6 protein-coding genes are annotated in these 14,297 nt (G+C 36.6%); 3 read left to right on the forward strand and 3 right to left on the reverse strand.

Annotation, left to right across the window (positions count from 1 at the left end):
* The first annotated feature begins 52 nt into the window (after positions 1-52).
* Genes AC3IPI_RS19020 through AC3IPI_RS19030 form a run of 3 tightly spaced genes read left to right on the forward strand, consistent with a single transcriptional unit; the run spans position 53 to position 12,999 of the window.
* Complete coding sequence (locus tag AC3IPI_RS19020) at positions 53-10,114, forward strand: PKD domain-containing protein (RefSeq protein WP_489154921.1); 10,062 nt, start codon at positions 53-55, stop codon at positions 10,112-10,114.
* Between the two features lie 21 nt (positions 10,115-10,135).
* Positions 10,136-11,059 carry a PorP/SprF family type IX secretion system membrane protein gene (locus AC3IPI_RS19025; protein WP_409416624.1) on the forward strand — a complete coding sequence of 308 codons (924 nt, stop codon included), beginning with the start codon at positions 10,136-10,138 and terminating at the stop codon, positions 11,057-11,059.
* 11 nt (positions 11,060-11,070) lie between these two features.
* On the forward strand, positions 11,071-12,999 hold the full coding sequence (locus AC3IPI_RS19030) for an OmpA family protein (RefSeq protein WP_489154924.1): 1,929 nt from the start codon (positions 11,071-11,073) through the stop codon (positions 12,997-12,999).
* A gap of 91 nt (positions 13,000-13,090) precedes the next feature.
* Here AC3IPI_RS19030 and AC3IPI_RS19035 read toward each other — a convergent pair whose 3' ends face one another.
* Genes AC3IPI_RS19035 through AC3IPI_RS19045 form a run of 3 tightly spaced genes read right to left on the reverse strand, consistent with a single transcriptional unit; the run spans position 13,091 to position 14,182 of the window.
* Positions 13,091-13,309, reverse strand: coding sequence for a DUF4287 domain-containing protein (locus AC3IPI_RS19035; protein ID WP_039112061.1), 219 nt, complete (start codon positions 13,307-13,309; stop codon positions 13,091-13,093).
* Positions 13,310-13,350: 41 nt separating this feature from the next.
* A complete protein-coding gene (locus AC3IPI_RS19040; RefSeq protein ID WP_086896242.1) occupies positions 13,351-13,764 on the reverse strand; it encodes a VOC family protein in 414 nt (137 codons plus the stop codon).
* 10 nt (positions 13,765-13,774) lie between these two features.
* A complete protein-coding gene (locus AC3IPI_RS19045) occupies positions 13,775-14,182 on the reverse strand; it encodes a VOC family protein (protein ID WP_039112063.1) in 408 nt (135 codons plus the stop codon).
* Positions 14,183-14,297: the final 115 nt, after the last annotated feature.

A 14,297-nucleotide genomic window follows, 5' to 3' on the forward strand; every position in this document is an offset into this window, starting at 1 on the left:
GAAATTTTAGCAGTATTAAAATTTTAAGTTGCCGTGGTTTAATAAATTGTTCATGTCCACCTTTCAATCCAGAATGTCTATGGAACAATCTATACTATTTAAGTTTTTTTTCAGGAAACTAATTTTTATTTCACTTGTAATTGTTTCTTTTACTACGAGGTCTTATGGACAAAACTGTTCTGTAAACGCAGGTGTACTTAATGTCACTATATGTGCAACAGACGATTTAATCCTTGCCGGAAACACACCATCTCCTATTACTGGAAATGTGTTATGGACTCAAATATCGGGCCCCACTGTAGTTATAGATTCTCCTAATAGCCCCACAACAACTGTAGGTGGTTACACAGGTGGTAACACTTATATTTTTAGGTATAGCGCCACTTGCGCTGACGGAATTGCAACCTATCAGGATAAAGTTGTTAATGTGCAACCAATCACGATTGCTAACGCTGGTAATAATATATCAAGCTGCCCTAATAGTAACGGAACACTTACGATTATGGCAAATGCACCAAAAAATTCTGGAGAAACAGGATTTTGGGATATAGTTGGTGCTAATAGTGCTGGAGTTGTAATTAATTTTCCAAACCTACCTACATCAACCATTACATTACCACAAACTAGTTGTGGTACTAGTACGCTTGAGTGGGTTATAGAAGGGCCAGAATATTCGCCAGGGCAACGATGCCGAACTACATCGCAAATTACTGTGACTAATTATGGTGGAGTTACTCCCGTTACCGCGGGTGCAGATCAAATCCTGAGCAATTGTTATACTACAACACAAACTACAAACCTTATTGGTTCTTACGGAGGATGTAATATAAATGGGCAAGCAGGTGTATGGACATTTGTAAGTGGTCCTAATACTCCTACTATTGATAGTCCAAACTCAAATAAAACTCAGATATCTAATCTTGTTCAGGGAATCTATACTTTTAGATGGTCTGTTACAGGATCCTGTGCGTCTGGAAATGATTTGGTTACGATTACTGTTCCTGCTGCAACGCAAAATGTAACTACTTTGCCAGGAGGAGATGAAAATATATACTTCTGTAATAATAGTATTACTCAGGTTACACTTATAGCACAAACACCTTTGTATACTGGCGAAACTGTACAATGGACACAGATTGCAGGAGATCCTGGTGCTGTCATTGTTTCGCCAACTAATTCCACAACATTGGTGACTAATATATCAAGTGCAGGAAATCCTTATACTTTTAGATATACGCTAACCAATAATAATACAGGTTGTGTTTTTACCAAAGATTATAATGTACAATATAATGGCGCAACAAGAACCATTTTGGCTAATAATGGTGAGGATATGGTGGGTAGTTGTAATGCAACCGTATTTACGATTCCTCTTGCAGTTACAGGAACTGGCGTAAATCAGTACAGGATTGTAAGTGGCCCGAGCGGTTCTCCATTAGGCCCATTCCCTACTGCGTTACAAGATATTGGGAATTCTTTAACCCTAACCCTAACCTCATCTGGAGATTATAGCGTTGAATTTATCAGGAGCCAAAATGGATCTCCTGTTAATTGTGATTTCGGATTTGACACGCTGACTATTCTGGTTTCTGGAGCTCCAACACCTTCTAACGCTGGTTCTGACGTAAGTTTGCCTTGTGGTGATACCACAGCAATGTTATCTGGAGTGGTAACAGATGATGGAATGCATTTTTGGAGTCAGTTAAGTGGTCCTAATACCGCAACTATTGCAGATGTTTTTGCTGTCGATACACAAATAAGCGGACTTATTCCCGGAACATATGTTTTTCAATATATAACAAAAGGTGGTGGTGCAACCTGTGGTTTTTCTGTAGCCTCAGTAACAATATATGTTTCTGCAAGTGCTCTTGGAACAATTGATGCGGGGCCTGATCAAATTGTGTGTGCTAGCTCTCAAGTCACTATGGCTGGTTCACCCCCACAAAGTGGTGAAATTGGAGAATGGATTCAGATAGGTGGGCCTAATATAGTTATATTTTCTAGTCTTAATGATCCAAATGCTGTTGCTACAGGTTTTGCTACAGTTTCATCTGCATATGTATTTCAATGGAAGATATCTTATCTTCATCCTGGTCCATCCTGTAGTGCATCTATTTCTGATACAGTTACAATTACTACAAATAGCTCTCAGGCTGCCTCAAACTCAGATGCAGGCCCAGATGCTTGTTATCCTTCTGGTACAAGTACTTTTAATCTAGGAGGTAATACGCCTACGCTATCAGAATCTGGAACCTGGACTGTAACTCCTACGACAGGAGTTGTAATCGCTGATCCAAATGATCCTAATACGATGGTGACAGTTCCCGGAAATGGGACTTATGTTTTTACATGGTCTATTGAAACGGTAAGCGGACTATGCGAACCCAACAAAAACAGCGTTTCTGTAACTATAGCAAATACTCCTCCAGCAGCAAATGCAGGACCTGATCAGGAAATATGCGGTAACACCATTACCATGGCTGCAACAGCCAGTAGTGGCGGAATTGGAACCTGGACAAGAATTTCGGGTGCTGGAAACTATAGCATAAGCGATGAACATGACCCAAATGCTGTATTTACTTTTACTTACAGCGGCTATTATATTTTTAGATGGACTATAAATGCAGATGTTTGTGGTGTAGCCTTTGATGATGTAACCGTATCAATCGGGATTCCTCCTCATACTGCTGTAGCAGGACCAGATCAATATATTTGTAGTAACACGAGTGTTACTATGGTTGGAAATAATTATGATGATTTTTTTGAAAGTGGACAATGGACTTTACTCTCTGGAGCTCCTAATCAGCCAAATATTCTAAATCCATCAAATCCAAACACTGTAATTAATGGACTTGTAGCTGGTACTTATATCTTTAGATGGACTATTTTGGCAAAAAATATTTATCTATGTACTGGTAGTTTTGATGATATGACTGTTGTAGTTGCTCCTGCAGCCAATGCTGGACCTGATCAGTCCTTTTGTGATGTAAGCAGTATACAACTTATAGGAAATAATAATTCGACAGGAACATGGGTTCTTACTAGTACAACCGGAAACGTAAATGATGTAATTATTACGCAATCTCCACCTGACAGTTATATTGCCAATGCTACTGTTGTACCCGGAAACAGTTATGTTTTTACTTATATGACCGATCCTGTTACTTATCCAGATAGTTCGGTTTGTCCCGGATCATCAGATTCAGTAAATATTGATGTTTTTAGTGGAGCTAGTGTTGATCCTAATGCTGGAGCAGATCAAATTTTATGTATTCAGGATGTTGGAGGAATTACATCTTTAAATGGGAATGCCCCACCTCCTGATGTTTCTTTAGCCCAGTGGCGTTTTGCTTTTCAGCCTTCAGGAAGTGTTGCCGTTATTGATACTCCTAATGCTCCCAATAGTACCGTTTCAGGTTTAACTGTTCCCGGACTTTATATCTTAGAGTGGGTATTCGAAAGCAATAGTTGCCGTACCTTATCAGATATTGTAAGAATAGAGATGAATGCTGTGCCAAGTACAGCAAATGCAGGTCCTGATGATACAGCTGCTTGCCAAACAACGTATAAAACTGCCGCAGTGCCACCAACAGTAGGTATCGGAACATGGTCTTTTGCAAGCCCTACCGACGATCCATCCGGCGGAGACGTAGTAATCGACAGTCCAAATAGTCCCGTAACAACCTTATCTAATATAACTACATTAGGAACGTATATCTTAACATGGACAGTAACAAATGGCCCATTTAGCAATCCGTCTTTATGCCAGCCTACCTCAGATACTGTTCAGATAACGTTTAATGACATCCCTCCTTCTATAGCAAACGCAGGACCCGATCAAGAGTTATGCGATGTTAGTCTTGCCACTATGAATGCAGTGGCTGTAACTTCAGGTTTAGGAACTTGGACACAAGTACCTGGTGGCCCTAATACAGCCAATATTGCATCGCCAAATAATGAAAATTCCTTAATGTTGGGATTGATTCCCGGAACGTATGAATTCTTATGGACTGTAACAACTCTTAATTTAAATGGATGTATTTCTCAGGATTCTGTTAAAGTTACGATATATCAATTGCCTTCAACGGCTAATGCTGGACCAGACCAGACAATTCCGCAATTTTCGCCAGTAAATCTAAATGCTGTTCCACCAACAGTAGGAACAGGAGTTTGGAGTCAGGTTTCTGGCCCAACAGTTATTGGGTTTGATGATAAAACATCTCCAACAACTGCTATTGCTGGAACTATCTCAGGAACTTATGTTTTACAATGGACAGTAACTAATGGCAATTGTGCTGCTTCTATAGATACTGTTACCATAACTATTCTTGCTGTTGCTGATTTAGAATTAACAAAATCAGTTACACCTGGTAAAGGAAGCGCAGGTGATATTGTAACCTTTAATATTCAGGTTTTTAATAACAACTCACTGGGTGGTACAGTCGATGCTACTGGTGTAGCTGTTCGGGATTTCCTTCCGACTGGTTATACTATAGTGCCTGGTTCTGTTAATCTCGCTGGGCAATATAATATTGGTGATAATACAATTTTATGGTCTAATCTAATTGTTCCTAACGGAGGCAGATTAAACTTAATTTTTCAAGCTACTATTAATTCAACAGGATCTTATGTAAATGTTGCCGAGATTGTTGCTTCAAATCAATTTGATCCGGATAGTACACCAAATAATCATATCCCATCAGAAGATGATCAGGATAAAGCAGCTATAATACTAGATATTGTCGATTTATCACTTGCCAAATCAGTATCGCCTTCAGTAGTGAGTATCAATGATAATGTAATATTTACTATAAGTGTTACCAATAGTGGCCCTAATAATGGCAGCGGAATAACTGTTCTGGACAAATTACCCCCAGGATATACTTATGTGAGCGATAATGGTGCTGGTAAATATAACAATACTACAGGTATCTGGAATGTTGGGAATCTTAATAATGGGAATTCTATCTCGCTTCAAATTACGGCAAAGGTTAATGTGGCAACCTCTGCCAATTATATAAATATTGCCGAGATTCAAACTGCCCGACAACTAGATCCTGACAGTACTCCTGGTAACGGACTCCCTGAGGACGATATGGATGATGCCGCAATAACTTTAAAACTGGCAGATTTAGAACTTAGCAAAACAGTATTGCCTACAAGTGCGGCAGCTGGCGATGTAGTAGATTTCACCCTCACTCTCGTAAATAGAGGTCCAGGAAATGCTACTGGAGTAAACATACAAGATGTTATTCCGGTTGGTTATACTTTAGTTCCGGGATCAGTATCTAATGGCGGATTATATGAAGTAGCAAGTGCAAAACTCGAGTGGAAAAACTTAGTATTGGCTAACGGTGCTTCTACAAACTTGACATTTAAAGCAACTGTAAATCCTACAGGCAATTATTTAAATACGGCTCAGGTAACAGCAAGTGATTTACTTGATCCTGATAGTACACCAAATAATGACGATGGCGATCAGAGTGAAGATGATGAAGCCAATGCAAAAATTATCTTTATTGGTCCATCTGCAGATTTGTCTTTGATTAAAAATGTAGTTGCAGGGAATTCAAGTCCTTTTATAGGAACTCAGATTTCTTTTGAACTTATTATTACCAATAGCGGACCAAACAATGCAACAGGTGTTCAGGTACAAGATTTGTTGCCATCTGGTTATGAATTTATAAATTATAGTTCATCTGCTGGACTTTATGATGAAAGTACAGGTTTTTGGAATGTAGGTAGTATCGATACAGGAGTTTCAGAATCTCTTATTCTTGATGCAAAAGTATTGCCTACAGGTACTTACTTAAACATAACTCAGGTTACAGCCAGTGATTTACCCGATCCTGATAGTACACCAAATAATGATGACGGTAATCAGACTGAAGATGATGAAGATAGTGTATTTATTACCCCTATTCAGCCTTATACAGATTTATCTTTAACTAAATCGGTTGATAATCCAACACCTTTAGTTGGGGCGCAAGTTACTTTTAAAGTTGTAGTGACTAATAATGGCCCGCAAAACGATACTGGTGTTCAGGTAACCGATTTGCTTCCGGATGGATATACTTACAACGCATTTACAGTTTCTACAGGAACTTACAACCCTGTAACAGGATTATGGGTAATTGGTAATTTAATCGATGGAGAATCAGAAACGCTGCAAATAACAGGGACTGTAAATGCTACAGGAGATTATATAAATATTGCTGAAGTAACCGCGTCTGATCTTCCTGATCCTAATTCTACACCAAATAACGGTGTACCAACAGAAAACGATTACGGAACAGCAACCATTACCCCTATTAATCAAGCTTCAGATTTATCTTTAACCAAATCGGTTAATAATCCAACCCCTTTAGTTGGCTCACAAGTAACATTTAGTGTTGTAGTAACCAATAACGGTCCGCAAGATAATACGGGAGTTCAGGTAACCGATTTATTACCTTCAGGATATACCTATAATGGATTTACAGTTTCTACAGGAACTTACAATTCAATAACAGGTTTATGGACAGTTGGTAATTTAATTAACGGAAAATCAGAAACCCTACAGATAACAGGAACTGTAAATACAACAGGCGATTATCTAAATATTGCAGAGGTAACTGCAGCAGGCCTTCCCGACCCTGATTCTACTCCTAATAATGGAGATGCAACAGAAGATGATTATGCAACGGCAACGATTACACCAACTAATCAAGCTTCAGATTTATCTTTAACTAAATCAGTTAATAATCCAACGCCTTTAGTTGGCTCACAAGTAACATTTAGTGTTGTAGTGACCAATAATGGACCGCAAGATAATACTGGTGTTCAGGTTACCGATTTATTACCTTCAGGATATACTTATAACAGTTTTGCAATTTCTACAGGAACTTACAATGCTACAACAGGTTTATGGACAGTTGGTAATTTAATTAATGGAAAATCTGAAACACTGCAAATAACAGGAACTGTAAACCTAACAGGCGATTACATGAATATTGCCGAGGTAACTGCGGCTGGTCTTCCTGATCCTGATTCTACCCCAAATAACGGAGTTACTACAGAAGATGATTATGCAACGGCAACGATTACACCAATGAATCAAGCTTCGGATTTATCTTTGACTAAATCAGTTAATAATCCAACACCATTAGTTGGTTCACAAGTAACATTTAGTGTTGTAGTGACCAATAATGGTCCGCAAGATAATACTGGTGTTCAGGTTACCGATTTATTACCTTCAGGATATACTTATAACAGTTTTGCAGTTTCTACAGGAACTTACAATTCTACAACAGGCTTATGGACAGTTGGTAATTTAATTAACGGAAAATCAGAAACACTGCAAATAACAGGAACTGTAAATACAACAGGCGATTATTTAAATATTGCTGAGGTAATTGCAGCAGGTCTTCCCGACCCTAATTCTACTCCAAATAACGGAGTTACTACAGAAAATGATTATGCAACAACAACTACGATTCCAACCAATCAGGCTGCAAATTTATCTTTAACTAAAACTGTAGATAAGTTAAGTCAGTTAATTGGTAATCAAGTTGTATTTGAAGTAATAATAACTAATAGTGGTCCTCAGAATGCTACAGGAGTTGAAGTAACTGATTTATTACCTACTGGGTATACTTACAGCAGTTTTACAGCTACTAAAGGAACTTATAATAAGACTAACGGAAAATGGAATGTTGGATCTTTGATAAATGGAGATTCACAAACGCTACAAATTACTGCCATTGTAAATGCAACAGGTAATTACGTAAATGTTGCTGAAGTAACGGCAAGTAGTTTGCCAGATCCAAATTCAACTCCAAATAATGGTGTTGTAACCGAAGATGATTATGCAACAGCCGTAGTTACTCCTACTAGTCCCATGGCCGATTTATCCCTTGTGAAAACTGTTTTAGGAGGTAATTTAAGTCCTGTATTCGACTCAACAGTTACTTTTGAAATTACGGTAAGTAATAGTGGTCCACAAACAGCAACTGGTGTAAAAGTAATAGACTTATTGCCAAGCGGATATCAATATATCACCTACAGCTCAACAGTGGGACAATATCTTAATACAACTGGAATTTGGGATATAGGATCTGTTTCTAGTGGTACTTCGGCATCTTTATTTGTTACTGTAAAAGTAAATACTACTGGTAATTATGCTAACACGGCCGAGGTTTATGCTTCAAATGTATTAGATCCGGATAGTACTCCAAATAATAATGATCCTAACGAAGATGATATTTCGACACTCGTACTTACTCCAGTTTCCGCTGTTGCAGATCTTTCGATAGATAAAAAAGTCGTTAATAATACCCTTACACCTAATGTAGGATCTTTAATTACTTTTTCGGTAACAGTAACCAATTCAGGACCGAGTACTGCAACTGGTGTAACAATAAAAGATATTTTGCCTTCAGGATATGATTTTGTATTCTATAATGTAACCTCTGGAAGTTATAATCGCGTTAACGGAATATGGTCGCCAGGAACGATTTTGTCTGGTAATAGCCATACTTTGTTAATTAATGTTTATGTAAAAAATCCAACTGGGGCTACAGATGAATATCTTAATACTGCCGAGATAATGACTTCAGATCAATTAGATCCAGATAGTACTCCAGGTAATGGAGTTACTACAGAAGATGATTATGATAGCATATCAGTAACGCCAGTAATTGTTATGGCTGATTTATCTATCAGTAAAACGGCATTAAATGAAAATGCTACTCATGATGTAGGTTCAACAGTTATTTTTACTGTTACTGTTACCAATGATGGTCCGGCAGATGCAACTGGCGTATTAGTTAAAGATCTATTGCCGCCTGGTTTTGAATATACAACCAGCAGTCCTACAAGTGGTCTTTACGACTATATTACAGGTATTTGGAATACAGGAATAGTTGCTAATGGTACAACACAATCTCTTGATATATATACTAAAGTAAACCCTCCGACAGGAGTTGCTAATGAATACACAAATACAACCGAAATTATTGCTAGTAACCTGCCTGATCCTGACTCTACACCAAATAACGGAGTTATAACAGAAGATGATTATGACAGTTTACAAATTAAAGTAGCTGTTGCCGATTTAAGTTTAGAGAAAACAGTCAGCAATAAAAATGCAAATGTAAATGAAGTCGTAACTTATACCATACAACTAAACAACGATGGGCCGAGTACAGCTACAGGAGTTGCTGTAGAAGATATGATTCCTATAGGATTGTCTCATATTACCAACATCAATAACGGAGGAGTATTTAGCAAAAGCATTATAAAATGGGTGAATTTAACCGTACCTGTTGGCGGAATAACGCTAACGTATCAGGTAACAGTCGAGAATCCGCATGGACTTGATAGCTTCGATTATCAAAATATTGCTCAGGTTACAGCTAGTAATCAGTTTGATCCAGATAGTAAACCAAATAACGATAATGGAGATCAAAGTGAAGACGACGAAGATTCAGAATTCATAAACATTCCATCAACTGATATTGCAATAAATAAAGAAGTTGATAAAACAGATGTTCCTATGGGCAGCGAGGTAATCTTCACGATCACAGCAGAAAATCTTGGTGGTTTAACAGCTACAAATGTTGAGGTGCAGGATATTCTCCCAAAAGGATATTCATTAACTAGTTTTACTGTAACATCGGGAGCATATAATAGTTCAACAGGAATCTGGACAATACCAAGTGTAAATGCAGGAAGTTCTCAAACATTGACAATTAATGTAAAAGTATTAGACTTTAAAGATTATCTAAATACGGCAAGTCTAATAAAAATGGATCAGATAGATACCAATCCGTCAAACAATCAGGATACTGCAACGATTTCTCCTAATTGCCTGAAAATTTACAATGAGTTTTCTCCAAATGACGACGGACAAAATGATACTTTTTATATCGATTGTATATCACAATATCCTGATAATCGCCTTCAGATATTTAACCGTTGGGGGAATTTAATTTACAATAAAAAAGGATATAATAATACTTGGGATGGAAAAGCAGATGGATCTGCGAAAGTGCTTCCAGAAGGAACCTATTTCTACATCCTTGATCTCGGAGATGGTTCGGCTAAAACCTCAGGATGGCTTTATTTAAAATAAATAACCAAAATTAAATTGGCTATGATTCAAAATATAAAAAAGATTTTCACCATCATAACGATGCTATCTGTATTTAGCGGTTTGGCACAACAAGATCCGCAATACACACAGTATATGTATAATACGCTTAGTGTTAACTCTGCGTATGCCGGATCGTTAGGACATTTGGCTGTAACCGGAATATACAGAACCCAGTGGGTTGGTCTGGAAGGAGCACCAAAAACGGCATCATTTAGTTTAGATACGCCACTAGGAAAACGTGTTGGATTAGGCTTATCTGTAATTAGTGAAGAAATCGGACCTTCGGAAGAACAATACATAGATGCTAATTTCTCTTATACGATACAATCAGGACCAACTCATCAATTATCTTTTGGTATAAAAGGAGGCGGACGAGTATTAAATATCGATTGGACAAAAGGAAGTTATAGAGATCCTGATGCTCAGTTTCGCGAAAACATTACCAACAAATTCTTGCCCGTTATTGGTGCAGGTTTATATTGGCACGGAGAAAGAGATTACATCGGACTATCAATTCCGAATTTTATGACACGGGAACGATATGATTATGATGATATTGCGGACGATCTTGTAAACCAACGCATGCACTTATATCTTATTGGTGGAATTGTTTTTGATTTATCGGCTAACACAAAATTTAAACCAGCAACTTTGCTTAAGTACGTTGCAGGTGCACCATTAATTGCTGATTTTTCGGCCAACTTTATGTTTAACGATTGTCTGACTCTTGGCGCATCCTATCGTACCTCAGATTCAGTAAGCGGATTGGTTTCTTTGCAAATATCACCGCAAATACTAGTAGGTTATGCGTATGATTATACCACAACCGAATTACAAAATTACAATAGTGGCACACATGAAATTATGCTAAGATTTGAATTGGTATCACGCAAAAAAGGATTAAAATCGCCTAGATTCTTTTAATACTATGCTATATGAAAAGAACGATTATTATACTTGTATTATTAGTTATGCAGTTGGTTTATTCGCAAACGAAAAACAAAACTGCCGATGCTCTATTTGATAAAATGTATTATATAAAAGCAGCAAAATCGTATGAAATGTCTATAAAAAATGGAGACGTTTCTAAAGAGATTTTGCAGCGTGTTGGTGATGCTCATTATTTTAATACGCAAATGGAAAATGCAAGTAAATGGTATGGTAAGCTCCTTGCCGATTATTCAAATGAAGTTTCCGCTGAATATTATTTCCGTTATGCACAATCATTACAAGGAATCCAGAATTACGAATTGGCTAAAAAATGGATGAAAAGCTTTTCTGAAAAACAAAAAGCATCAGATTCCAGAGGCGAGAATTTCTCACTAAAAACAGTAACACTTGAAGATATTAAAGCTATAAAACCACAGTTTATACTCGAAAATCTGGATATAAATTCGGCTTATTCCGATTTTGGACCAATGTTTTATAAAAGCGATTTAGTTTACTCTACAACCGTAGATTCCTCTTATTTAAAAACAGCTAAATACGGATGGAATGATCAGCCATTTTTAAACCTTCAACTAGGCAAAATTAGCCCGACACAAACCGATGTGACTTTTAAAGAACGTTTTGGGAAAGAGATTACAACACAATATCATGAAGCATGTGTGGCTTTTTCGCCTGACGAAAAAACAATTTATTTTACAAGAAATAATTATAACGGCAAACTGAAAAGAGATGCTAAAGGAATCAATAATTTAAAAATGTATTCGGCAAAAGCAGTAGAAAATGGAAGCGGTACTGTAAAATGGGAAAACGTAAAAGAACTTCCTTTTAACAGCGATAACTATTCTGTTGGGCAGCCATCTGTAAGTAAAGACGGAAAGAAACTATACTTTATTTCGGATATGCCAGGAACAATTGGTTCTACAGATGTTTTTGTTGTTGATATTTTAGGGGAAGATCAATATTCGAATCCTAAAAATTTAGGAGAGAAAGTAAATACTAGCGGACGCGAAATGTTTCCTTTTATAACAGATAAAGCATTATATTTTTCATCTGATGGTTTTTTGGGTCTGGGTGGACTTGATGTTTTTGAAAGCCGATTAAACAACGAAATCTTTAATACGCCAGTTAATCTTGGCGCTCCATTAAATAGCAATCTGGATGATTTTGGTTATATCGTAAACGAAGAAACCAATAAAGGTTTTGTTTGTTCCAACAGAAAAACAGGCAAAGGTGATGATGATATTTATTCCTTCGAAAGAAGCTGTACACAATCGATTAAAGGATATGTTTTTGATGCTATTTCTAATGCTAAAATAGCGGGAGCCATTGTTACGCTTAAAAATAAAGAAAATCAAAAAATTGATGAAACAGTTTCTAAAATTGATGGCAGTTACGAGTTTGACGGAAACATTGCTTGCAGTACTTCTTACACGATTGAAGCTGCAAAAGATAATTTTGCAACAAATACAAAAGCAATTACAACAGCCGAAAGTTCTGGGGTAATACAAGTTCCTATTGACCTTGACCCTGCTCTTATAGAACGAAAAGACGGTTTATTAAAAATAAAAATTGGTATTATTTTCTTTGATCTTGATAAGTCGAATATCCGATACGATGCCGCAATAGAATTAAATAAAGTAGTTTTATTAATGAGCCAATACCCAACAATAATTATTAAGATAGAATCCCACACCGATTCCAGAGCTAATGATCAATATAATCTTGAACTCTCTGACCGACGAGCAAAATCAACCAGAGATTATATAATCTCTCAAGGAATTGCCCCTGATAGAATCGAAAGTGCGATTGGTTACGGAGAAACACAGCTTATTAATAATTGCTCAAACGGAGTTTCTTGTACTGAAGCACAACATCAAATAAACAGACGTAGTGAATTTATTATCACTAAGATGTAATTTAAAATAATAAAAATATTATAATAAAAAAGAAGCCGTATCAAATATTACATCGATACGGCTTCTTTCTATTTTACTTTTATACAATATTTTATTCCGTTTTCCCTTTGAATGAAGCGTAGATTGCCATAGCATGTCCATGACCTAATTCAAATTCTTCTTTAAGCCAATTGGTAATTTGGGTGGCTTTTACAGTTTCAATAATGTTTCCATCTTTCAGGAATCCTTTCTTTTCAGCCAGTTCTTTAAATTCTGCTGGTGTTTTACCAGTCTTGGCTTTAATATTATCTATATACGCTTGAAATGACATAATCGTGTTGGTTTAGTTTGTGATACAATTTATAGTAATAGTTAATCTTTAGCAGATGAATAATAGAGCATCCATTGATAACCAAATTTATCCGTAAGATGACCAAATAAGGCTCCAAAAAAAGTTACTTCTAAAGAATGAGTTGCAACGCCATCTTTAGCCAGATAAGCATAAGCATTTCTTATTTCTTCTTCAGTGTTAAAAGTAAGCATCATAGCAACATTATTACCTTTAACTAAATTTTCTGGAGCCATATCTGATCCCATAATTACAATAGAGTCACTCTTAAGTGTGGCATGCAAAATACATTTTTTCATTTTCTGAGGCAAATCTTTTGCCATTGGTGAGTCGGCTATGGTTTGTAGTTTGAGTTCACCACCAAGACAAGCTTTGTAAAATGTCATAGCTTCCCGGCAATTGCCATTAAATGTTAAATAAGAATTAAGCTGTACCATTTTTATTGTGTTATTGTTGTGGAAATTTAGTTAGATCCATATATAGAACTTCCCAAAGATGCCCATCTAAATCTTCAAAGCTTCGTTGTTGCATAAAACCATAATCTTTAGCTTCAGATGATTCCTTACCTCCTGCTCCTACGGCTTTATCGATCATTGTATTTACTTCCTGAGTGCTATCTACAGATAAAGAGTTAATTACAGAAGCGGTTTTAAAAGTATTACCGATTTCTTTTTTGGTAAATTCATTAAATTTTGAATGCGTTAAAAGCATTACATAGATTTCTTCGGTCAAAACCATACAAGCAGCAGTTTCATCTGTAAACTGTGGGTTATTTGTAAATCCGATTGCTGAATAAAAGGACATTGCCTTTTGTAAATCTGCTACAGGCAGATTGATAAAAATTTTCGTAGCCATTTGTCTAATTTTTTAATTGTTAATTGATTAATACAAAGATCGAACAGAAATAATAGAATATGAATATACAAAAATGACAACAAAAGGGTGATTTGCGACAAACTATATTTATCTT

This window comes from Flavobacterium sp. GL_143 (assembly GCF_057834355.1).